Annotated in this window: 16 protein-coding genes and 1 pseudogene; 10 read left to right on the top strand and 7 right to left on the bottom strand. The window is 71.0% G+C overall.

Features of this window, described 5'->3' with window-relative positions:
• Positions 1–4 precede the first annotated feature (4 nt).
• Positions 5–4768, top strand: coding sequence for a carboxypeptidase regulatory-like domain-containing protein (locus OG707_RS27140; RefSeq protein WP_329122757.1), 4764 nt, complete (start codon positions 5–7; stop codon positions 4766–4768).
• Between the two features lie 69 nt (positions 4769–4837).
• Here the strand turns inward: OG707_RS27140 and lon are convergent, their stop codons facing one another.
• Complete coding sequence (gene lon, locus OG707_RS27135) at positions 4838–7237, bottom strand: endopeptidase La (protein WP_329122755.1); 2400 nt, start codon at positions 7235–7237, stop codon at positions 4838–4840.
• Positions 7238–7381: 144 nt separating this feature from the next.
• Between lon and OG707_RS27130 the strand changes: the two genes are divergently transcribed.
• Together OG707_RS27130 and OG707_RS27125 are read left to right on the top strand one after the other, a co-directional pair.
• Complete coding sequence (locus OG707_RS27130; RefSeq protein WP_329122753.1) at positions 7382–8023, top strand: GNAT family N-acetyltransferase; 642 nt, start codon at positions 7382–7384, stop codon at positions 8021–8023.
• A pseudogene (locus OG707_RS27125) lies at positions 7972–8967 on the top strand (DUF3626 domain-containing protein); the annotation flags it as partial. The gene OG707_RS27130 and the pseudogene OG707_RS27125, both read left to right, overlap by 52 nt.
• Positions 8968–8995: 28 nt before the next feature.
• Here OG707_RS27125 and OG707_RS27120 read toward each other — a convergent pair.
• Entirely contained in the window at positions 8996–9796 is an 801-nt protein-coding gene (locus OG707_RS27120; RefSeq protein WP_329122751.1) for a rhomboid-like protein, read from the bottom strand.
• A gap of 179 nt (positions 9797–9975) precedes the next feature.
• Between OG707_RS27120 and OG707_RS27115 the strand changes: the two genes are divergently transcribed.
• The 5 genes from OG707_RS27115 to OG707_RS27095 all read left to right on the top strand — a co-directional run bounded on the left by OG707_RS27115 (position 9976) and on the right by OG707_RS27095 (position 16900).
• Positions 9976–10644 (top strand): spermidine synthase, encoded by a 669-nt coding sequence (locus tag OG707_RS27115; RefSeq protein ID WP_329122748.1) that lies wholly within the window; start codon positions 9976–9978, stop codon positions 10642–10644.
• A 79-nt stretch (positions 10645–10723) separates the two neighbouring features.
• The gene (locus tag OG707_RS27110; protein ID WP_329122746.1) at positions 10724–11461 is read left to right on the top strand and encodes a response regulator transcription factor; all 738 of its coding nucleotides are present in this window, start codon (positions 10724–10726) and stop codon (positions 11459–11461) included.
• Positions 11458–12528 carry a HAMP domain-containing sensor histidine kinase gene (locus tag OG707_RS27105; RefSeq protein ID WP_443071396.1) on the top strand — a complete coding sequence of 357 codons (1071 nt, stop codon included), beginning with the start codon at positions 11458–11460 and terminating at the stop codon, positions 12526–12528. Before OG707_RS27110 ends, OG707_RS27105 begins: the two co-directional genes overlap by 4 nt.
• Before the next feature lie 292 nt (positions 12529–12820).
• Positions 12821–16636 (top strand): multifunctional oxoglutarate decarboxylase/oxoglutarate dehydrogenase thiamine pyrophosphate-binding subunit/dihydrolipoyllysine-residue succinyltransferase subunit, encoded by a 3816-nt coding sequence (locus OG707_RS27100; protein WP_329122744.1) that lies wholly within the window; start codon positions 12821–12823, stop codon positions 16634–16636.
• An 81-nt stretch (positions 16637–16717) separates the two neighbouring features.
• The gene (locus tag OG707_RS27095) at positions 16718–16900 is read left to right on the top strand and encodes a DUF6104 family protein (protein WP_003961784.1); all 183 of its coding nucleotides are present in this window, start codon (positions 16718–16720) and stop codon (positions 16898–16900) included.
• Between the two features lie 18 nt (positions 16901–16918).
• On the opposite strand, the gene OG707_RS27090 is transcribed toward OG707_RS27095, so the two are convergent.
• Entirely contained in the window at positions 16919–17743 is an 825-nt protein-coding gene (locus OG707_RS27090) for a hypothetical protein (RefSeq protein ID WP_329122742.1), read from the bottom strand.
• Positions 17744–17868: 125 nt separating this feature from the next.
• Here OG707_RS27090 and OG707_RS27085 point away from each other — a divergent pair, with 125 nt between their 5' ends.
• Both OG707_RS27085 and OG707_RS27080 read left to right on the top strand, forming a co-directional pair.
• Complete coding sequence (locus tag OG707_RS27085; protein ID WP_329122740.1) at positions 17869–18717, top strand: DUF4097 family beta strand repeat-containing protein; 849 nt, start codon at positions 17869–17871, stop codon at positions 18715–18717.
• 3 nt (positions 18718–18720) lie between these two features.
• Positions 18721–19677, top strand: a complete 957-nt coding sequence (locus OG707_RS27080) for a helix-turn-helix transcriptional regulator (protein WP_329122739.1) — start codon at positions 18721–18723, stop codon at positions 19675–19677.
• A 233-nt stretch (positions 19678–19910) separates the two neighbouring features.
• On the opposite strand, the gene OG707_RS27075 is transcribed toward OG707_RS27080, so the two are convergent.
• The 4 genes from OG707_RS27075 to OG707_RS27060 form a co-directional block, all read right to left on the bottom strand.
• Entirely contained in the window at positions 19911–20450 is a 540-nt protein-coding gene (locus OG707_RS27075; protein ID WP_329122735.1) for a Clp protease N-terminal domain-containing protein, read from the bottom strand.
• Entirely contained in the window at positions 20450–20659 is a 210-nt protein-coding gene (locus OG707_RS27070; RefSeq protein ID WP_329122733.1) for a helix-turn-helix domain-containing protein, read from the bottom strand. The genes OG707_RS27075 and OG707_RS27070 overlap by 1 nt, the downstream gene beginning before the upstream one ends.
• Positions 20660–20696: 37 nt before the next feature.
• On the bottom strand, positions 20697–21662 hold the full coding sequence (locus tag OG707_RS27065; protein WP_329122731.1) for a zinc-binding dehydrogenase: 966 nt from the start codon (positions 21660–21662) through the stop codon (positions 20697–20699).
• A gap of 186 nt (positions 21663–21848) precedes the next feature.
• Complete coding sequence (locus OG707_RS27060; RefSeq protein ID WP_329122729.1) at positions 21849–23048, bottom strand: NAD(P)-dependent malic enzyme; 1200 nt, start codon at positions 23046–23048, stop codon at positions 21849–21851.
• Positions 23049–23305 lie beyond the last annotated feature (257 nt).

Genomic DNA, 23305 nt, shown 5'->3' with positions numbered 1-23305 from the left:
CTCCATGCGCATATCCCTCGGGGCGGCCGTGCTGGCTCTGGCCGCAGCCGCCCTGCTCCCGGTACAGGCGGCCACCGCCGCCGTGCCGTCCGACACCGGCGGGAGATCGGCCGCGCGGCCCCACGTCGCGAACGCCCCCGCCGCCGGCACCCAGGTCGCCACCACCCACGCGTGCGGCACCCCGAAACCGGGCCATATGACCTGTTTCGCCAACCGGCGTACGGACGTCAAGGGCATCAAGGGGCTCCTGGAGGCAAACAGCATTCCCTCCGGCTACGGTCCGGCCGATCTCCAGAACGCCTACAACCTCCCGGCCGACGGAGGTGCGGGCCAGACGGTCGCCATCGTCGACGCCTACGACGACCCCTCGGCGGAGTCCGATCTCGCGGTCTACCGGGCGCAGTTCGGCCTACCGGCCTGCACCACGGACAACGGCTGCTTCACCAAGGTCTCCCAGCGCGGCACCACGAACGACCTGCCCGTCGCCGACGCGGGCTGGTCCCAGGAGATCTCCCTGGACCTGGACATGGTCTCGGCGGCGGCACCGAACGCGCACATCCTGCTCGTCGAGGCGGACGCACCGAACACCGACTCCCTGGGCGCGGCGGTCAACACGGCGGTCGAGCTCGGCGCCAAATACGTGTCGAACTCCTATGGTTCGTCCTACTCCGCGACCTCGGGTTCCGGTGAGGACCCGGTCGACCTCACCACCGACGAGGAGTACTACAACCACCCGGGCGTCGTGCTCACGGCGAGCTCCGGCGACAGCGCGTACGGAGTGACCTACCCGGCCGCCTCCCCGTACGTCACCGCGGTCGGCGGCACCTCGCTCACCAAGGACGGCTCCGCCCGCGGGTGGAGCGAATCGGTGTGGGGCGGCGCGGGAGCGGGTGGCGCGGGCAGCGGCTGCTCGGCGATCGAGCCCAAGCCGGCGTTCCAGAAGGACACCGGCTGCGCGAACCGCACCGTCGCGGACGTCTCGGCGGTCGCCGACCCGGCCACCGGAGTCGCGGTCTACGACTCCTTCGAGGTCAACGGCTGGCAGGAGTTCGGCGGCACCAGCGCCTCCGCGCCGATCATCGCGAGCGTGTACGCCGTCGCCGGCACGCCGCCCGCGGGGACGTACCCCAACTCCTTCCCGTACGAGAACGGCACCGGTCTCAACGACGTGACCTCGGGCTCCAACGGCAGCTGCGCCACCGACTACCTCTGCACCGCCGCCGAGGGCTACGACGGCCCGACGGGCCTCGGCACCCCCAACGGCGTCAGCGCCTTCCGCTCGGGCCCGCACGGCAAGGTCACCGGCAAGGTGACGGCCGACGACACAGGAAAGCCGGTGCCGGGCGCAGCGGTCACCCTGGGCGGCAACCGGGCGACCACCGACGACAACGGCACGTACAGCATCACCACCGTGCCCGGTGACTACGACCTGAAGATCACCGAGTTCGGGTACGCCACTGCCACCCGCACCGGCGTCACGGTCACCGACGGCGCCACCGCCACCCAGGACGTCGTCCTGCACACGCTGCCCACGCACACGGTCAGCGGCAAGGTCACCGACGGCTCGGGGCACGGCTACCCGCTATACGCACGGCTGACCGTGGACGGCATGGCGGGCACCGTCTTCACCGACCCGTACACCGGCGCGTACAGCGTGAAGCTGCCCGACGGCGCCGACTACACCCTGCGCGTCACCGCACAGGCCGCGGGCTACGAGACCGCCGATCCCACCGTCACGGTGGGCGACGCGGACGTCAGCAAGGACGTCGCCCTGCCGGTCCAGGCCTCCGAGTGCACCGCGGCCGGGTACGCGCTCCGCCCGGACGGCAACACCCTGACCTTCGACGACTCCACGACCCCCGCCGGGTGGACCGTCACCGACGCGACCGGCAACGGCGGCTGGAAGTTCGGCCCCGCCACCGGCACGATCAGCGCCACCAACCCGGACAACTACACCCGGGGCGGCAGCGGCGGCTTCGCCGTCGCCAACAGCCGCGCCGCCGGCACCGCGCCGGTGGACACCACGCTCACCAGCCCGGTCATCGACATGTCCGAGGCGCCGGTGCCGTACGTCGAATTCGCCGACGACTACACCGCGGTCAACTCCCCCGCATCCAGCGCCCTCGTACAGGTCACGGTGGACGGCGGCCAGAACTGGACGACGGTCTGGCACCAGGGCACCGACGACCCCGGCTACGACGTCACCCAGGTCAAGGTCGCGATCCCCCAGGCCGCCGGAAAGACGCAGGTGCAGGTCCGCTTCCACTACACGGCCGCCTCGGGCGTCTGGTGGGAGATGGACAACCTGTTCGTGGGCAACGTGGGCTGTCTGCCCACCGACGGCGGGCTCGTCCAGGGCCGCGTCACCGACAGCAATACCGGCAAGGCCCTGACGGACGCCACGGTCACCACCGCGACCAGCCCTGCCGTCGCCGCGCAGACCACGGCCACCACCGAGGACCCCGCGCTGCCGGCCGGCTTCTACTCGATGTTCGTCCCCGGCACCGGCACCCAGAAGCTGACCGCCACCCGCCCCGACTACTCCGCACGCAACCAGACCCCGACCGTCCCCAAGGACGCGGTGCTGCGCCAGGACTTCGCGCTCGACGCGGGCCGGCTGACGCTGAGCACCGGCCCGGTCGCCAAGACCGTCGGCTGGCAGGGCAGGAGCACCGCGGAGCTGACGCTCACCAACACCGGCAGCGCGAGCGCCAGTGCCGAAGTCACCGAGCGCACCGGGACGTTCGCGCCGATGGCCAAGGGCGCCGAGGCACCGCTGCAGCGCGTCTCCGGCACCTTCTCGCCGTACTCGGCACAGAAGACCGGCACGATGACGGCCGGCGGAACCGTACAGCCGCACGCGGCCGCCGGTGAGCCGTGGAGCTCCATCGCCGACTACCCGGTGGCCGCCCAGGATTCGATGGTCGAGACGTACCAGGGCAAGGTCTACTCGGTCGGCGGTCTCTCCGACACCGGCGTGCTCAGCTCGCTCTTCGTGTACGACCCGAGCACCGGCGCCTGGACCGCCAAGTCCTCGGCGGCCGACGGCCGTTACGCAGGTGCGCACGGTCTGATCGGCGGAAAGATCTACGTCGCCGGAGGCTGGAAGGCCGGCGGTGGCGTCGACTCCGAACTGGAGATCTACGACCCGGCGACCGACCGGTGGACCAGCGGCGTCCCCCAGCCCACCCCCCTCGCGGGCGGGGCCAGTGCCGTCCTGGACGGCAAGCTCTACATGGTCGGCGGCTGCGGCGACAGCGCCTGCGGCAGCAGCCGGGTCGCGGTCTACGACCCGGCCCACAGCAAGTGGTCCACGGCCCCCGACTACCCCGTGGCCACCGCCTGGGCGTCCTGCGGCACCGTCAACGGCGTGCTGTACTGCGCGGGCGGCCAGCAGTCCGGCGGCAGCGCGGACGGCTACGCCTACGACCCGGCGCAGCACTCCTGGTCCAAGATCGCCCGGATGCCCGCCGACCTGTGGGGCTCCGCGTACGCCTCGGCCAACGGCCGTCTGCTGGTCTCCGGCGGCATCACCGGCCACAGCACCTCCCGTACCAACGCCGGATACGCCTACGACCCGGCGAGCGACAGCTGGAGCGCGATCCCCAACGCCACGAACGCGGTCTACCGCAGCGGCAGCGCACTCGGCGTCTACCAGGTCGGCGGCGCCCTCGGCGGTCTCAACCCGCCGGTCAGCTGGGCCACCCTGCTGCCCGGTTACGACCAGCCGGACGCCACCAGCGTCGACTGGCTGAGCGAGAGCGGTGACAAGGTCACCCTGGCCCCGGGCGAGAGCACCACGCTCACGGTCACCCTGGACGCCGCCTCCCTCACCCAGCCCGGCACCTACACGGCGTCGGTCGTACTGATCGGCGACACCCCCTACGGCACCGCACCGGTCCCGGTCTCGCTGACCGTGAACCCGCCGTCCACCTGGGGCAAGCTCACCGGCACCGTCTCCTCCTGGAACGGCACCACGACGGCCCCGCTGTCCGGCGCCACCCTCCAGATCGAGGGCGACCTGGGCACCTGGACGGTACGGACCGACAGCAACGGCCGCTACGCGCAGTGGCTCGACGAGGGCAACCACACCCTCCAGGTCGTCGCGGCCAGGGACGGCTACCAGCCGCTCGTACTGAGCAGTTCCGTCACCGCGCACACGACGACCGCACTCGACGCGGTACTGGCCGAAGTGGGCGCCGCGAAGGGCGCGTCGCAGACCACCGTGACCGCCGCGGACACCGCGTACGGCACGGCCCCGAAGGCCGTCGTCAAGGTCACCGGCGCCTCCTCGATCACCCCGACGGGGAAGGTCACCGTCAGCGAGGGCACGACGGTCCTGGGCACGGTGTCCCTGAACGCCGACGGCAACGCCGGTGTCGCCCTGCCGGCCACCCTGTCCGCCGGGGCGCACACGCTGACCGTCTCCTACGCGGGCGACAGCCGGCTGGCGAGGTCCTCCGCCACCGCCGTCCTGACCGTGACCAAGGCGGCGGCGACCGTCTCGGTCCAGGCCCCTGCTTCGGTCAAGCACACCAAGCAGGCGTCGGTGACGGTCACCGTCACCGCGACGGGAACGGTGCCCGGCGGCACGGTCACCGTCACCGAGGGCGGCAGGGTCGTCGCCACCGGGACGCTGACGGACGGCAAGGCGGTGCTGACCCTGCCGAAGCTGAGCAAGGGCACGCACACCCTGACGGCCGGCTATGCCGGTTCGGCCACGGTGTCCGCGTCCACCGGTGCGGCGTTCAAGGTGACCTCCACCTGACGTCCGCCACCGGCACACCACAGGGCGCTGCCACCCCGAACTCCCGGGTGGCAGCGCCCTGTTGCCGTCTCAGGCCGCGACGGGGATCCGCGCCTCGGCGGGCGCGAGTGCGATCTCCAGGACCTGGCGTACGTCGGTCACCGGGTGGACCTCCAGCTTCTCCAGGACCTCGGCGGGTACGTCGTCCAGGTCGGCCTCGTTCCGCTTGGGGATCACCACCGTGGTGATGCCCGCCCGGTGCGCGGCGAGGAGCTTCTGCTTCAGGCCGCCGATCGGGAGGACGCGTCCCGTGAGGGAGACCTCGCCCGTCATCGCCACATCCGTACGGACCAGACGCCCGCTCAGCAGCGAGGCGAGGGCCGTCGTCAGGGTGATGCCCGCGCTCGGTCCGTCCTTGGGGATCCCGCCCGCCGGGAAGTGGATGTGCGCGCCCCGGTCCTTCAAGTCGGTGACCGGGAGCTCCAGTTCGGCCCCGTGCGAGCGCAGGAAGGAGAGCGCGATCTGCGCCGACTCCTTCATGACGTCGCCGAGCTGGCCCGTCAGGGTCAGGCCCGCGGCCCCCGTCTCGGGGTCGGCGAGGGACGCCTCCACGAACAGGACGTCGCCGCCCGCGCCCGTGACCGCGAGTCCGGTCGCCACGCCCGGCACCGCGGTGCGGCGCTCGGCCGGGTCCTGGGCGGACTCGGGGACGTGGTGGGGGCGGCCGATGAGCTTGCGGAGGTCGCCGTCCGTGATGGTGAACGGCAGTTCCTGGTCGCCGAGTTCATGCTGGGCGGCCACCTTGCGGAGCAGCCGTGCGACGGCGCGCTCCAGGTTCCGTACGCCTGCCTCGCGGGTGTACTCGCCCGCCAGCCTGCGCAGCGCCGACTCGTCCAGGGTGACCTCGTCCGCCTCCAGGCCGGCCCGCTCCAGCTGGCGCGGGAGCAGGTGGTCGCGGGCGATGACGACCTTCTCGTCCTCGGTGTAGCCGTCCAGGCGGACGAGCTCCATGCGGTCGAGGAGGGCTTCCGGGATGGCGTCCAGGACGTTCGCCGTGGCGAGGAACACCACGTCGGACAGGTCGAGTTCGACCTCCAGGTAGTGGTCGCGGAAGGTGTGGTTCTGGGCGGGGTCGAGGACTTCGAGCAGGGCCGCGGCGGGGTCGCCGCGGAAGTCGGAGCCGACCTTGTCGATCTCGTCGAGGAGGACGACAGGGTTCATCGACCCGGCCTCCTTGATCGCGCGCACGATCCGGCCGGGGAGCGCGCCGACGTACGTACGACGGTGACCGCGGATCTCGGCCTCGTCGCGTACGCCGCCGAGTGCAACCCGTACGAACTTGCGGCCCATGGCGTGCGCGACGGACTCCCCGAGGGAGGTCTTGCCGACGCCGGGCGGGCCCACGAGCGCGAGGACCGCGCCGCCGCGACGGCCGCCGACCACACCCAGGCCGCGGTCCGCTCGGCGTTTGCGCACCGCGAGGTACTCGGTGATGCGCTCCTTCACGTCGGCGAGGCCCGCGTGCTCGGCGTCGAGGATCGCCCGCGCGCCCTGGATGTCGTACTCGTCCTCGGTCCGCTCGTTCCACGGGAGTTCGAGGACGGTGTCCAGCCAGGTGCGGATCCAGGAGCCCTCCGGGGACTGGTCGGAGGAGCGCTCCAGCTTCTCGACCTCCTTGAGGGCGGCTTCCCGTACGTTCTCGGGCAGATTCGCGGCCTCGACGCGCGCCCGGTAGTCGTCGGACTCGTCCTCGGGGTCGCCGTTGAGGTCGGCGAGCTCCTTGCGTACGGCCTCCAGCTGGCGCCGGAGCAGGAACTCGCGCTGCTGCTTGTCGACGCCCTCCTGGACGTCCTTGGCGATGGACTCGGCGACGTCCTGCTCGGCGAGGTGCTCGCTCAGCCAGCCGATCGCCGTCTTGAGGCGGGCGACCGGGTCGGCGGTCTCCAGGAGTTCCACCTTCTGCGCGGTGGTGAGGAAGGGCGAGTAGCCGGAGTTGTCGGCGAGGGCGGAGACGCCGTCGATCTGCTGGACGCGGTCCACGACCTGCCAGGCGCCGCGCTTCTTCAGCCAGCTGGTGGCGAGCGCCTTGTACTCCTTGACCAGTTCGGTGACGGATCCGGGCAGGGGGTCGGGGAGGGTCTCCTCGACCTCGGTCCCCTCGACCCAGAGGGCTGCGCCGGGGCCGGTCGTGCCGGCGCCGATCCGTACGCGGCTGCGGCCCTTGATCAGCGCGCCGGGGTCGCCGTCGGAGAGGCGGCCCACCTGCTCGACGGTGCCGAGGACGCCGGTGCTCGCGTACGTACCGTCGATCCGGGGAACGAGGAGCACCCGCGGCTTGTTGCCAGTGGAACGGGCCGCGGCCTGCGCGGCCTCCACGGCGGCGCGGACTTCGGTGTCGGACAGGTCCAGGGGCACCACCATTCCCGGCAGCACGACCTCGTCGTCGAGGGGCAGCACGGGCAAGGTGAGCGGTGTGGACGTGGAAGCCATGATCTCCCCTTAGGCAGTGAAGTTGAGCTATGCCGACTCAATGCCCAGGAGCCCCCGAATGTTCCCAAAAAATTGTTCGCTCTCGGCGATCGCCCTATGTAAGGTGCTCCTGTCGAGACTGACCATTACCTTTGGGAGGGTGTCATGGAGCGGGTGACAGAGGGCGTCGAGGCCTGGATCAGGGGCTGGATCGTCTCGCGGGGGACCTCGGATCCGATCGCCGAGCCGTGGGGCTTCACCATCGACGTCGGCCAGGCCAAGCACGTTTCGCGCCACGTGGTGCCCGCCCCCGACGAGACGGCCGTACGCAAGCTGGTGGCCGCGACGACCGCCCCCGGCACCTGGCTGAAGCTCTTCGCGGACGACGAGACCGTACGGCCCTGGCTCGGCCCCGGCTGGCAGTTCGACCAGCCCGGCTTCCTGATGACGACGCCTCTCTCCCCCGCCAGGCCCGAACTCCCGGCCGGCTACACGCTCACCTCCTGGACCCGCGGCGGCGTCACCCGCGTCCTGGTCCGCACCCCCGAGGGGCACTTCGCGGCACGCGGCCAGATCGCCCCGACCGGCGCCACCGCGGTGGCCGACCAGATCGAGACCTCCCCCGCCCACCAGCGCAAGGGCCTCGGCTCCCTGGTGATGCGGACCCTGCAGAACACGGCGTACGAGGCGGGCGCCACGACCGGCGTCCTGGTCGGCACCCCCGAGGGCCAGGCCCTGTACGCGGCGCTCGGCTGGTGCACGATCTCCCCGATGGCGAGCCTCTACTTCGCGCCGGACGAGCAGTGACCCTCACCCCCGCCCAGGCCGCGGCACTCGCCCACATCCGCGCGGCCGCGCGCACCGCACCGCCGGGACCGGACGCGCTCGTCCCGTACATCCCCGCGATCCGCGAGCACGCCCGCATCACCCTCAACTTCCACCCCGACCGCATCGCCACGGGCGGCCGCACGGTCGCGGAGGGCCTGGCCGCGGACGGGATCTATCGGAGCCAGTACGAGACGGGCCTGTCCAACGGCAGCCGTACCGCGCACCCGGGCGGACTGCGGGACACCTGGGAGGAGTCGCTCTTCGGCGGGGCGTACCACGCGGACGGCGTGGCGCCCGGGGACCGCCCCAAGTACGGCGCCCTGAACCTGATGCACCACTCCGACGGTGCCGCGCCCCGCTTCGGCTCCTGCCACGTACGGCTGCGGCCCGCCGTCAACGACCGGGCGACGTACTGCTTCGGGGACAGCCATGTCGGCCCGGCGCACGTCGGCACGATCGACGCGTTCGGCCCCGTACTGACGGGCCTGGCGGACGCCGCCGCGACCGGCTCGGCGCTGGGCGTCACGGGGATGGACCCGGCCTCCGTACTGCAGGGGCTTCCGGACGCCGCTCCCTCACCCCTGCCGGGCAGATCCCTGGACTTCTACATCGAGGCGCAGGTCCACGGCCCGGTCGACCTGGCGCGCGACGCGGAGGCGATCGTCCTGGACCCGTCCTTCGACGGCACGGAAACCGGCCGCCTTCTGATCAAGGCGGCCGAGCGGTACGGGATCGGCGTGGAGCGCCATGCGGGATTTGTCCTGGAGCCCGACGCGATCGACCCCGAATTCCGGGGCGAGGTGATGCTCCCGCTCGCGGAGCTGATCCGTGTCTCGTACGCGACCGGCCGCACCTACGACGCCGAGACACTCGGACGCGCGGCGGCCTCGGTCGTACGGGACCCGGAGGCCTGGGCACGGTGGGGCGACCGGGACGAAGTCCTGCAGTACGTCAAGCAGTTGTGGCACTGCCTGGTGGAGTTCGGGCGGCACTCCACCGCCGCACCAGCGGCCAGCAGGCGACCCCGATCACCAGTGCCATCAGATGTCCCCAGCCGGTCAGCGGATCGGTGAAGGACAGCAGGTCCTGGACGAGCACCGCGGTCAGCACGCCCAGCGCCGACCAGCGCAGCAGTGGTGCGACCAGCCCGGCGAGGGCGCCGAAGCTGGTCATCAGGCCGAAGCTGATGCCGTAGTCGAGGCGGTGCAGCGAGGAGTCGGGGAGGTGGCCCGTGACCACCGAGAGCCCCACGGGGAGTTCGGTGGCGAGGGTCGCCGTCACATGTCCGAGGAGGAAGACGCCGGCCGCGCGCCAGCCGCCGATGCGGCGCTCCAGCGCGGTGAGGACGAAGAGGAAGCCGACGGCGTACGGGGAGAGAATGCCGCCCGCGATCCACAGGGCGCTGCCCACCAGGGCGAGCAGCGGGGTCTGCGCAAGGTGGGCGACATCGGTGCTGGAGCCGCGCAGGAGGTCGCCGACGATGTCCGGGTCGGCGTGGTCGGCGAAGAGGGACGTGGCGAGCAGGACCAGCGCGTAGCCGAAGGTGAACGGCGTCCCGGCGGGGGTGGGGACCAACCGCAGCAGGCGTCGCCACGGGCGGCGTACGGGAGCCGGGGGCAGGGCGGGGAGCGAGGCGTCCGGCGCGACCGCGAAACCGGTGGGGTCCTCGTACGCGTGCTCGGGCACCGAAGCAGCGCTGCCGCGCTGGGACGGGATGCCGTCCAGCGGGGTGCGCGTCCGTGCCGGGTGCACTGCGGCCGGGTCCCTTCCGTGCGTGAACAAGTCACTCGTACAACGCGCACTCTCCGCGATAGCCTCCGGCCTCGTCTATGACGTGTGCCACACAGAGAACATGCGGGGCAACCAACTCGGCTCCGGCCGCGTCCGGGCCCCGTGGAACGCGCATCAAGGAGGCGATCGCCATCAACGACGTGCAGGAGCAGGCGCGCACGGTGGACCGGCGCGAGGGCCCGTACGGCGAGGTCGTACTGCGCAGCCGCGGCGAGCACTACGAGATCATCGCCAACGGGTGCTTCCTGATGGACACGTCGGACGGCCGGTCCGAGCGGCTGCTGATCGACGTGGCGATGGACGCCCTCGACAGCCGCAGCGAGCCGAGCGTCCTGATCGGCGGCCTCGGCGTCGGTTTCTCCCTCGCCCACGCCGCGGCCGACCCGCGCTGGGGACGCATCGCGGTCGTCGAGCGGGAGACCGCCATCGTCGACTGGCACCGGGAAGGGCCTCTCTCCCGCATCTCGGGGGCCGCTCTCGCCGATCCGAGGACTGTGATCCTGCCCACCGATCTCGTCGTATTCGTCCAGACCAATGATGAGCGCTTTGACGCACTCTGTCTGGATATCGACAACGGGCCCGACTGGACGGTTACCGACGGAAACTCGAGCCTCTACGGCCCGGCGGGACTCGCGGCGTGCCGCGACCGTCTCAAACCGGGCGGAATCCTCGCCGTATGGTCCGCGCAGCCGTCGGAAGCCTTCGAAACGGCTATGCGGAATGCCGGATTTGAGCAGGTAAGAACCGAAGAGATCGCCGTTGCCCGAGGCGTCCCCGACGTGGTCCATCTCGGTGTTCGCCCTGCGTAGCCGGGATGCCGCCACAGCCTCTAGTCTGCTGAGCGACCTTACGAGCAAGTACGTTGCGAAAGCACAGCAGGGGCGGGCGATGGAGCAGACACACACCACCCACAACGGCGTCGCGGCAACGCCGGGCGCCCAGCGCCGGGTGCTCGTCGTCGAGGACGACGCGACGATCGTCGACGCCATCGCAGCCCGGCTCCGCGCCGAGGGCTTCCAGGTGCAGACGGCCGTCGACGGACCCGCGGCCGTGGACGCGGCCGAGGCGTGGCAGCCGGACCTGATGGTCCTCGACGTGATGCTGCCGGGCTTCGACGGACTCGAGGTCTGCCGCCGTGTGCAGGCGCAGAGGCCGGTCCCGGTCCTGATGCTCACGGCACGCGACGACGAGACCGACATGCTGGTCGGGCTCGGAGTGGGCGCCGACGACTACATGACCAAGCCGTTCTCGATGCGCGAACTGGCCGCCAGGGTCCACGTACTGCTGCGGCGGGTGGAGCGGGCGACGATCGCCGCCTCGACTCCGCGCAGCGGGATCCTGCGCCTGGGCGAGCTGGAGATCGACCACGCGCAGCGTCGCGTACGGGTGCGCAACGACGACGTCCATCTGACGCCCACCGAGTTCGACCTCCTGGTCTGCCTGGCGAACACGCCCCGCGCCGTCCTCTCGCGCGAGCAGCTGCTCGCCGAGGTGTGGGACTGGGCCGACGCGTCGGGCACCCGTACCGTCGACAGCCACATCAAGGCGCTGCGCCGGAAGATCGGCGCGGAGCGGATCCGCACCGTCCACGGTGTGGGCTACGCCCTGGAGACCCCGGCGCCGTGACGAGGGTGGGGGTCGGCGGACGCAAGCGCTCGATTTCGATCAGGACCAAGCTCGGCACACTCGTCGTCGTCTCGGTCCTGGTCACCACCGGCCTGCTGACCGCCGCCCTCAACGCCAAGATCGAACTCCGCTTCGTCACGATCTTCTCGGTGATCGCCTCGATGCTGATCACCCAGTTCGCGGCGCACGCGCTGATGTCCCCGCTCGACGAGATGAACACCGTCGCCCGGTCGATCTCGCACGGCGACTACACCCGCCGCGTACGCGGGGCCGACCGCAACGACGGCTTCGGCGAGCTCGCCACGACCATCAACCGCATGGCCGAGGACCTGGAGGCCGTCGACCGGCACCGCAAGGAGCTGGTGGCCAACGTCTCGCACGAGCTGCGGACCCCGATCGCGGCTCTGCGGGCCGTCCTCGAGAACGTCGTGGACGGCGTCTCGGAGGCGGACCCGGCGACGATGCGCATCGCGCTGAAGCAGACGGAGCGCCTTGGCCGGCTGGTCGAGACGCTCCTGGACCTCTCCCGGCTCGACAACGGGGTGGTGCCGCTGAAGGCCCACCGCTTCGAGGTCTGGCCGTACCTCTCGGGCGTACTGAAGGAAGCCAACCTCGCCGCCGCCCAGCGGGCCTCCTCCGGGGGCTCGGGCGGCCAGCACACCCGTACCGACGTCCATCTGCACCTGGACGTCTCGCCGCCCGAGCTGACCGCGCACGCGGACGCGGAGCGGCTGCACCAGGTGGTGGCCAACCTGATCGACAACGCGGTCAAGCACTCCCCGCCGCACGGCCGCGTCACCGTACGCGCGCGGCGCGGCTCCCAGCCCGAGTCGCTGACCCTGGAGGTCATGGACGAGGGGCCCGGCATCCCCGAGTCGGAGTGGCACCAGGTCTTCGAGCGCTTCAACCGCGGGAACGCCCGGCACGGCGACGGCGGTACGGGGCTCGGCCTCGCCATCGCGCGCTGGGCCGTGGATCTTCACGGCGGGCGGATCGGGGTGGCCGAATCGGTGCGCGGCTGCCGTATACAGGTCACTCTTCCGGGCAGGCTTCCGGCGCGCGGTTGACGTAGGGTTCGAACCGGAACACCAGCCTCGCGCGGCGAAGCCGCTCCAGTGGAGCCGGTTTACCGGAGTGTAAGCGGGTGTGGGATGCGGGCTGCGAGGCCGCAGCCATGCGCCGCCGTACCCGTAACGCGCGGAACCTCGCTTGTTTCCCGCCATTTCAAGGCCCGAAACACAGGTTCCGATGTGACTTACGTGACGATGGCCAGCCCGGTCTGCATCTCGCGGCCACAGAGGCGTAGCCTTTATTCCCGCTGTCCATCACCTTGTGAAGCGGAAGAGGGCGGTTACCGCCGTGTCGTCTCAGTCCCCCAGTAACTCGAGCATCTCGACCGACCAAGCGGGGCAGGGCAAGAGCCCTGCCGCGGCCTTCGGTCCCAATGAGTGGCTCGTCGATGAGATCTACCAGCAGTACCTCCAGGACCCGAATTCGGTCGATCGTGCCTGGTGGGACTTCTTCGCCGACTACAAGCCGGGCAATGCCGCGGCGCCGGAGGCCCCTGCCGCCCCCGCCGCTCCGGCCGCCGCAGCCGCGGGGGCTGCGGTAGCCCCGCCTGCCCCGGCTGCTCAGACCCCGGCTCCGGTCCAGGCCACGCCTGCCCCGGCCAAGCCGGCCACCCAGGCCCCGGCTCCCGCAGCCGCACCCGCGCCCGCCGCTCCTGCGGCGAAGCCCGCGGCCGCTGCCCCGGCGCCCGCCAAGGCCGCTCCGGCCGCCCAGGCGGCCCCTGCTGCCGAAGCCCCGGCCGGTCCGGAGTTCGTCACCCTGCGCGGCCCCGCCGCCGCGGTCGCGAAGAACATGAACGCCTCCGTGGAGGTCCCGACGGCCACGTCCGTCCGCGCCCTCCCCGTGAAGCTGCTCTTCGACAACCGCATCGTCATCAACAACCACCTCAAGCGCGCCCGCGGCGGGAAGATCTCCTTCACGCACCTCATCGGGTTCGCCATGGTGCAGGCCATCAAGGCCATGCCGTCGATGAACTACTCCTTCGTGGAGAAGGACGGCAAGCCGACCCTGGTCAAGCCGGCGCACATCAACTTCGGCCTCGCCATCGACCTGGTGAAGCCCAACGGCGACCGTCAGCTGGTCGTCGCGGGCATCAAGAAGGCCGAGACCCTGAACTTCTTCGAGTTCTGGCAGGCCTACGAGGACATCGTCCGTCGCGCCCGCGACAACAAGCTGACGATGGACGACTTCACCGGCGTGACGGTCTCCCTCACCAACCCCGGCGGCCTCGGCACCGTCCACTCGGTCCCCCGCCTGATGCCCGGACAGTCGGTCATCATGGGCGTCGGCTCGATGGACTACCCGGCCGAATTCCAGGGCACGAGCCAGGACACCCTGAACAAGCTCGGCATCTCGAAGGTCATGACGCTCACGTCGACCTACGACCACCGGGTCATCCAGGGCGCCGCCTCCGGCGAGTTCCTCCGTGTCGTCGCCAACCTGCTCCTCGGCGAGAGCGGCTTCTACGACGAGATCTTCGAAGCCCTGCGCATCCCGTACGAGCCGGTCCGCTGGCTCAAGGACATCGACGTCTCCCACGACGACGACGTCACCAAGGCCGCGCGCGTCTTCGAGCTCATCCACTCCTACCGGGTCCGCGGCCACGTCATGGCCGACACCGACCCGCTGGAGTACAAGCAGCGCAAGCACCCCGACCTCGACATCATCGAGCACGGCCTCACCCTGTGGGACCTGGAGCGCGAGTTCGCGGTCGGCGGTTTCGCCGGCAAGTCGATGATGAAGCTGCGCGACATCCTGGGCGTGCTCCGCGACTCGTACTGCCGCACCACGGGCGTCGAGTTCATGCACATCCAGGACCCGAAGCAGCGCAAGTGGATCCAGGACCGCATCGAGCGCCCGCACTCCAAGCCGGAGCGCGAGGAGCAGCTGCGGATCCTGCGCCGCCTGAACGCCGCCGAGGCGTTCGAGACCTTCCTGCAGACGAAGTACGTCGGCCAGAAGCGGTTCTCCCTGGAGGGCGGCGAGTCCGTCATCCCGCTGCTCGACGCGGTCATCGACAGCGCCGCGGAGTCCCGCCTGGACGAGGTCGTCATCGGCATGGCCCACCGCGGCCGCCTCAACGTCCTCGCCAACATCGTCGGCAAGTCGTACGCGCAGATCTTCCGCGAGTTCGAGGGCAACCTCGACCCGAAGTCGATGCACGGCTCCGGCGACGTCAAGTACCACCTGGGCGCCCAGGGCACCTTCACGGGCCTCGACGGCGAGCAGATCAAGGTCTCGCTGGCCGCGAACCCGTCCCACCTGGAGACGGTCGACCCGGTCATCGAGGGCATCGTCCGCGCCAAGCAGGACATCATCAACAAGGGCGGCACGGACTTCACGGTCCTGCCCGTCGCCCTGCACGGTGACGCGGCCTTCGCGGGCCAGGGCGTGGTGGCCGAGACGCTCAACATGTCGCAGCTGCGCGGCTACCGCACGGGCGGCACGGTCCACATCGTCATCAACAACCAGGTCGGCTTCACGGCGGCTCCCGAGTCGTCGCGCTCCTCCATGTACGCCACGGACGTGGCCCGCATGATCGAGGCGCCGATCTTCCACGTGAACGGCGACGACCCCGAGGCCGTCGTCCGCGTTGCCCGACTGGCCTTCGAGTTCCGCCAGGCGTTCAACAAGGACGTCGTCATCGACCTCATCTGCTACCGCCGCCGCGGTCACAACGAGTCGGACAACCCGGCGTTCACCCAGCCGCTGATGTACGACCTGATCGACAAGAAGCGCTCGGTGCGCAAGCTCTACACCGAGTCCCTCATCGGCCGGGGCGACATCACCCTCGAGGAAGCGGAGCAGGCGCTCCAGGACTTCCAGGGCCAGCTGGAGAAGGTCTTCGCCGAGGTGCGCGAAGCCGTCGCGAACCCCGCGTCGGCCCCGCTCCCCGACCCGCAGGCCGCGTTCCCGGTGGCCGTCACCACGGCGATCTCCGCGGAGACCGTCAAGCGGATCGCCGAATCGCAGGTCAACATCCCCGACCGCGTCACCGTCCACCCGCGCCTGCTGCCCCAGCTGCAGCGCCGCGCGGCCATGGTCGAGGACGGCACGATCGACTGGGGCATGGGCGAGACCCTCGCCATCGGCTCGCTCCTCCTGGAGGGCACCCCGGTGCGCCTCTCGGGCCAGGACTCGCGCCGCGGCACGTTCGGCCAGCGCCACGCGGTCCTCATCGACCGGGAAACCGGCGAGGACTTCACCCCGCTGCTGTACCTCTCCGAGGACCAGGCGCGCTACAACGTCTACGACTCCCTCCTCTCCGAGTACGCGGTGATGGGCTTCGAGTACGGCTACTCGCTGGCCCGCCCCGAGTCGCTCGTCATGTGGGAGGCCCAGTTCGGCGACTTCGTCAACGGCGCCCAGTCGGTCATCGACGAGTACATCTCGGCGGCCGAGCAGAAGTGGGGCCAGCACTCGGGCGTCACGCTGCTCCTCCCGCACGGCTACGAGGGCCAGGGCCCGGACCACTCGTCCGCACGCCCCGAGCGCTTCCTCCAGATGTGCGCGCAGGACAACATGACGGTCGCCATGCCGACCCTCCCGTCGAACTACTTCCACCTCCTGCGGTGGCAGGTGCACAACCCGCACCACAAGCCGCTGGTGGTCTTCACCCCGAAGTCGATGCTCCGCCTCAAGGCGGCCGCGTCGAAGGCGGAGGAGTTCACGACGGGCGGCTTCCGCCCCGTCATCGGCGACGCGACCGTGGACCCGTCCGCGGTCCGCAAGGTCGTCTTCTGCGCCGGCAAGGTCTACTACGACCTGGAGGCCGAGCGTCAGAAGCGCGGCTCGACGGACACGGCGATCATCCGCCTGGAACGCCTCTACCCCCTCCCGGGTGCCGAGGTCCAGGCCGAGATCGCCAAGTACCCGAACGCCGAGAAGTACCTCTGGGCCCAGGAGGAGCCGGCGAACCAGGGCGCATGGCCCTTCATCGCCCTCAACCTGATCGACCACCTGGACCTGGCCGTCGGCGCGGACGTCCCGCACGGCGAGCGCCTGCGCCGCATCTCGCGCCCGCACAGCTCGTCCCCGGCGGTCGGTTCGGCCAAGCGCCACCAGGCCGAGCAGGAGCAGCTGGTGCACGAGGTGTTCGACGCGTAGTCGAGGACAGTTCTGAGCGGCCGGGCCGCATCCCCTCCGGGGGGTGCGGCCCGGCCGTTTTCCGCCACTTATCCTGGGTGCATGTACTTCACGGACCGTGGCATCGAGGAACTGGAGAAGCGGCGGGGCGAGGAAGAGGTCACCTTCGAGTGGCTCGCCGAGCAGCTGCGTACGTTCGTCGACCTCAACCCCGACTTCGAGGTTCCCGTCGAGCGGCTGGCCACCTGGCTGGCGCGGCTGGACGACGAGGACGAGGACGAGTAGTCCTCAGGCTTCTGGTGCTCAGGCCTCGGCGCGCATCCTGTCGTACGCCAGGCTCAGCGCGCCGTGCGTGATCAGCAGTGCCCCCGCGACCGTCCATCCCGTGGATCCGCGGCGGGTCGCTCCCCACGCCAACAGGGGGATTCCGGCGGCGAGTTGGACCGCGCCGAGGATGCGGGCCTTCGGGCCGCGGAGCCACGGGCCCAGCGGGCCCTCCTCCACCACGTCCAGTTCGGCCCGTACGGCGTCGCGCCAGCCCGAGGACTCGATCTGCTCGGCGGCGGGCTGGATGCGGGCGACCTCGCGGAGGCGGTCGGCCGGTTCGCCCGGGGTGAGGCCGGCCGGGAGGGCCAGGCCCGTGCGGGCGAGGACCGCGGTGAGGGCGATGAGGCGGGCGCGGGCGTCCGCGTCGGTGTCGGGGCGGGTCAGCGGGGTCAGCGCCTGGAAGCCCAGGACGGGGTCGAGGCCGAGCCGGGCCCCGAAGGTGCGCATCGCCTCGTCCTCGCCGGCCGGGGTGCCGTCCGCGAGCCAGACGTAGGTGACCGTACGGCGGAAGCCCGCCGCCAGGGTGAATCCGGCGCGGTCGCGGTCCCACCAGAGGGCGAGCACCGGCCACGGGACGGGTACCGCCAGAGCTGTCGCCCAGGCCGAGACAACGCGGTCGACCGGGTCGGTGCCCTGCAGCCAGGGCTTGGTCTCGGGGACCAGGACGCTCCACTCGTCGCCCGCGGGGGCGAGAAGCAGCCGCTCGCGGAGGAGATGGGCCGCAGGGCGTACGGCCGCGAGGTCGGCGCGGCAGAGGAGCAGCGCACCGGTGGCGGCATGGTCGGACGACGACACAGACATGACCACCACGCTAGGACAAATACCCCTCCGTCACCTGCGCGCTTGACTTTCGCGATACGCGATATATCTTGTTTAACAAGAGACGCGATATGTTGCGTCGTCGCCCGTACGGGGAGGTCCGCACCATGTCCGAATGGTCCGTGTCAGAGCCGCAGAAGCTCACGTTCGACGAGCCGGTGACGGCGCTGAATGTCCGTATCGTCAACGGAACGGTCAACGTCGTAGGGACCGAAGAAGGTTCCGCGCGCCTGGAGGTCTCCGAGATCGACGGGCCTCCGCTGATCGTGACCCAGGAGGGTGGCACCCTCACCGTCGCGTACGAGGACCTCGCCTGGAACGGCCTGCTCAAGTGGCTCGACCGCAAGGGCTGGAACCGCAGCGCGGTCGTCTCGCTCGCCGTACCGGCCGATGCGAAGGTCGCGGTGGGCGTGGTCGGCGCAGGGGCTGTCGTGACGGGCGTACGGGGACGCACCGAGGTGCGCGGCGTCACCGGCGACACCACGCTCGTGGGGGTCTCCGGCACGGTCGGCGCCGACACCGTCTCCGGCAATCTGGAGGCCCAGGCCGTCAGCGGCGACCTGCACTTCAAGTCGGTCAACGGGAACCTCACCGTGTTCGAGGGCACCGGCTCGTCCGTACGGGCGGAGTCGGTCAGCGGCGACATGGTCATCGACGTCGATCCGGGCGCCGGCAGCGGCAGGCCGACCGACATCGGGCTGACCACCGTCTCCGGCGAGATCGCCATCCGCCTCCCCCACCCGGCCGACGCCAAGGTCGAGGCGAACACCGCCAGCGGCTCCGTCTCCAACGCCTTCGAGGACCTGCGGGTCAGCGGGCAGTGGGGCGCGAAGCGGATCACCGGGACGCTGGGGGCCGGGAGCGGCAAGCTCAGGGCCTCGACCGTGTCCGGGTCGATCGCCCTGCTGCGCAGGCCCGCGGCCGACGCGTCCGACACCCTTCGCAAGGAGCTCTGAACCATGGCCCCCGTATTCGCCCACGGACGTCTGCGCCTCTACCTGCTGAAGCTCCTCGACGAGGCGCCGCGCCACGGCTACGAGGTCATCAGGCTCCTTGAGGAGCGCTTCCAGGGCCTGTACGCCCCGAGCGCCGGCACCGTCTACCCCCGGCTCGCGAAGCTGGAGGCCGAGGGCCTGGTCACCCATGCCTCGGAGGGCGGCCGGAAGGTCTACTCGATCACGGACGCCGGGCGTGAGGAGTTGGCGGGCCGCGGCGGTGAACTGGCCGACCTGGAGCTGGAGATCCGCGAGTCCGTCTCCGAACTGGCCGCGGAGATCCGCGCCGACGTGAGCGGCTCCGCGAGCGATCTGCGGCGCGAGATGCGGGCGGCGGCGAAGGAGGCGCGCGGGACGGGCGGCTCCGCGAAGCGGGACGCCGAGCGACCCTTCGGCGCTTTCCCCGACCCCTCCGACTTCTTCGACGGCTCCTGGGGCAACAAGGAGGGCTGGCTCCAGGCCAAGGAGGAGTTCAAGCGCGCCAAGCAGGAGTGGAAGGAGCAGGCGCGCCGGGCGAAGGACGAGTCCCGCCGGGCCCGCGAGGACGCCCAGCAGGCCCGCCGCCAGGCCAAGGAGGCCCAGGAGAAGGCGCGCCGGGTCGCCGAGCAGGTGCAGGTCCACTTCGCGCGGGGCGACTGGCCGACGGGCGTACGGGAGGGACTTGCCGAGCTGACAAAGGAGTTCGGGAACCTCGGCGGCGCCCGCAAGGAGGACGCCGCTCCGGCCCCGGAGTGGGCGAAGGAGGCCCCCTCAGGAAACCCCGCCCGCGACCTGGACCGCCTCCTGGACCGCTTCCGCGACGACATCCGCGACGCGGCGAGGGACAACGGGGTCACGGAGGCTCAACTCCGCGAGGTCCGGGACCACTTGACGGAGGCGGCAACGCGGATCGGAGCGGCGCTCCGGAAGCCAGGAGCGTAAGCGACCTTCGGCCGCGTGTCCTCAATCTCCCCCAAGCTCTCGGCTTCGCTCGAGCAGGGGGGACCCCCTTGACGGGCTGGATTTTGCTGGCGTGGGCTGTTCCGGTGTCGCATCCGAATGGACCGCAAGCGGCCATTGAGCAACCCCCACCCACGCCAGCAACCTCCGCGAGAGCGGCGCCGGTTTAGGCGCAAAACCAGCGGTCTGGGGCGGAGCCCCAGGAGGAGTCGCGCCTACTCGCCCCCGTAGAGCACGCGCTCCACGGCCCCATAACTCACCCCGTGCTCACCGAGCACATCAGCCACCACCCCCGGCCGAGCCGTCAGCGCCAGCAGAAAGTGCTCGTCGCCGATCCGCCGGTCCCCGTGCCCCACGGCCACCCGCAGCGTCCGCGTCAGCGTGTCCTTCGCGCCCGGGGTGAGCCGATGCCGCCCCCGCCGCACCGGCCTCCGCTTCGCCAGCGCGCCCTCCCCGTGCGCCTCCTCGACCCGGCCCACGATCGCGTCGACATCGATCCCGAGCCCGGCCAGCGCCTCCGTGTCGGCCCGCGACATCCCGCCCCGCCGGCGCGCCTGCTCAAGGCCCCGCTCCACCGAGGCGCGCCGCTCGGCGACTCCCAGCGAGGAGAAGGCGAAGGACGAACGGGTCCCCTCCTGGTCGAGGAGGGCCAGCAGCAGATGTTCCTCCGTCACGGCCGGATCCCCGGCGCGCTCCGCCCGTACGACCGCGCCCTCGACCACTCCACGCGCGCTCTGCGTGAATCGCTCGAACATCACTGCCTCCCGTGCTTCTTGTGGACCGCCTGCCTGCTGACACCGAGTTCGGCCGCGATCTCCTGCCACGACCAGCCCTTGTTGCGCGCACTGCGCACCTGTACGGACTCGAGCTGCTCGAGCAGTCGCCGCAGCGCGGCCACCGCCCGCAGCCCGGTCCGCGGATCGCTGTCGCTCGCCGCTTGGGCGAGCTCTGTCGCATCGCTCATGGTGTCAATGTAGGTTGACAAGGGAGGCGTGTCAACCTTAGTTGACGCTCAGCACGATCTTCCCGAAGAGCTCGCCGGAGGCCATCCGCTCGAACCCCTCGCGCGCCCGGTCCAGCGGCAGCACCTCGTCGATCACGGGCCGCACACCCGTCGCCGCGCAGAAGGCGAGGAGATCCTCCAGCTCGTCCTTGGAGCCCATCGTGGAGCCGACGACCTTGAGCTCCAGGAAGAAGATCCGGGTCAGCTCGGCGGCGGGCGGGTTCGAGCCCGACGTGGCGCCCGAGATGACCAGAGTCCCGCCGGGCTTCAGCGACTTGACGGAGTGCGACCAGGTGGCGGCGCCGACCGTCTCGATGACCGCGTCCACGCGCTCGGGGAGTCGCGCCCCGCTCTCGTACGCCTCGACCGCGCCGAGCTCGACGGCGCGCTTGCGCTTGGCCTCGTCGCGGCTGGTGGCGTAGACCCGCAGGCCCGCAGCCCTGCCGAGGACGATCGCGGCGGTCGCGACCCCGCCGCCCGCACCCTGCACGAGGACCGAATCCCCGGGGCGCACACCGGCGTTGGTGAAGAGCATGCGGTACGCGGTGAGCCAGGCGGTGGGCAGACAGGCGGCCTCCGCGAAGCTGAGCTCCTTGGGCTTGCGCAGGACGTTCCACTCGGGGACGGTGACCTGCTCGGCGAAGGTGCCCTGGTACTTCTCGGTGAGGATGGAGCGGCGCTCCTTCGCGCCGACGCCGTACCCCTTCTCGCCGATGACGGAGTGCAGGACGACCTCGTTGCCGTCCTGGTCGATGCCCGCGGCATCACAGCCGAGGATCATCGGGAGGGCCTCCTGCCCGAGGCCGACGCCCCGCAGCGACCAGAGGTCGTGGTGATTGAGGGAGGCGGCGCGGACGGTGACGGTGGTCCAGCCCGGTCGGTCGACGGGGGCGGGACGCTCCCCCAACTCAAGGCCGCTGAGCGGCTGGTCAGGGTCGATGCGGGCTGCGTAGGCGGCGAACATGGGTCGACCATAGGGGCCTGCGGGGCGCCGGGGAACGTTTACCGGGTGTGACCCGCGCCGCCTGTCCTCAATCGCCGGACGGGCTTGAAATGCCTGCACATGCGAGCGCGCATGGGCAAAATCAAGCCCCTCCGGCGATTGAGGAGCGGGGGTCCGGGGGCAGAGCCCCCGAAACCCCCGACGCCGCTACCTGCGTGCAACGCCCTCCGCGCGGGCCGCCGCAGCCACAGCCGCGGTGACCGCCGGCGCAACCCGCTCGTCGAACGGCGACGGGATCACGCACTCCGCGCTCAGCTCGTCCGCGACGACCGCCGCCAGGGCCTCCGCCGCAGCGAGCTTCATGCCCTCGGTGATACGCGACGCCCGCACCTGCAGCGCACCCGCGAAGATGCCCGGGAAGGCCAGCACGTTGTTGATCTGGTTCGGGAAGTCGGAGCGGCCCGTGGCCACGACCGCCGCGTACTTGTGGGCGATATCGGGGTGAATCTCCGGGTTCGGGTTGGCCATCGCGAAGATGAACGCGCCCTCCGCCATCGACGCCACCGCCGGCTCCGGCACCGTACCGCCGGAGACTCCGATGAAGACGTCCGCGCCCTTGAGCGCCGTCTCCAGCGGACCGACCAGGCCCGCCTTGTTGGTGAAGCCCGCGACCTCGCGCTTGATGGCGGTGAGGTCGTCGCGGTCGGCCGAGACGATGCCCTTGCGGTCGCACACCGCGACATCGCCGATGCCGGCCTCGATCAGGATCTTCGCGATGGCGACACCCGCCGCACCCGCGCCCGAGATGACCGCGCGCAGCTGGCCGAGCGAACGCCCGGTCAGCACCGACGCGTTGCGCAGGGCCGCCAGCGTCACGACGGCCGTGCCGTGCTGGTCGTCGTGGAAGACCGGAATGTCCAGCTCCTCCTGGAGCCGCTTCTCGATCTCGAAGCAGCGCGGCGCCGAGATGTCCTCGAGGTTGACACCCCCGAAGGACGGGGCGAGGCGCACCACGGTCTCGACGATCTCGTCGACGTCCGTGGTCGCGAGCGCGATCGGCACCGCGTCCACGCCGCCGAACTGCTTGAAGAGGATCGCCTTCCCCTCCATCACGGGGAGGGACGCCTCCGGGCCGATGTCCCCGAGCCCCAGCACGGCCGTCCCGTCCGTCACGACGGCGACGACATTGGACTTCCAGGTGTAGTCGTGGACGAGCTCCGGGTTCTCCGCGATCGCGCTGCACACCTTGGCGACACCGGGGGTGTACGCGAGGGACAGGTCGGCCGTGTCGCGCACCGGCACGGTGGCCTGCACGGCCATCTTGCCGCCGCGGTGCAGCGCGAAGGCCGCATCAAAAGGTTCTTCTGTGGTGCTGTCGGTGCGAGGATTGACGATCTCCGCTGCCATTGGTCTGACCCCTTAAGTCTTCATCAGTTGAGGGTGGCCACTCCTGGTTGAGGAGGGGTGGGCGGGCACCGCGTCCGTGCCCTGCGCCAGGTGGTTGGCCCGCCCGGGCAGGGGGAGGTACGAACGCGCGGGCGCGCCGCACACGCGCCCTGAGCCCCGGATGAGGGGTGTAACCACTCTTTCTACCTGAAGACGATGAGCACCGGCGAGTGGCATTCATTACCTCCGGGCGAACTCGCGCGGAGGAAGAGCGGAGG

Origin of the sequence: Streptomyces sp. NBC_01465 (assembly GCF_036227325.1) — a bacterium.
Taxonomy (GTDB): domain Bacteria; phylum Actinomycetota; class Actinomycetes; order Streptomycetales; family Streptomycetaceae; genus Streptomyces.
This window is presented reverse-complemented; position numbering and strand designations above follow the sequence as displayed.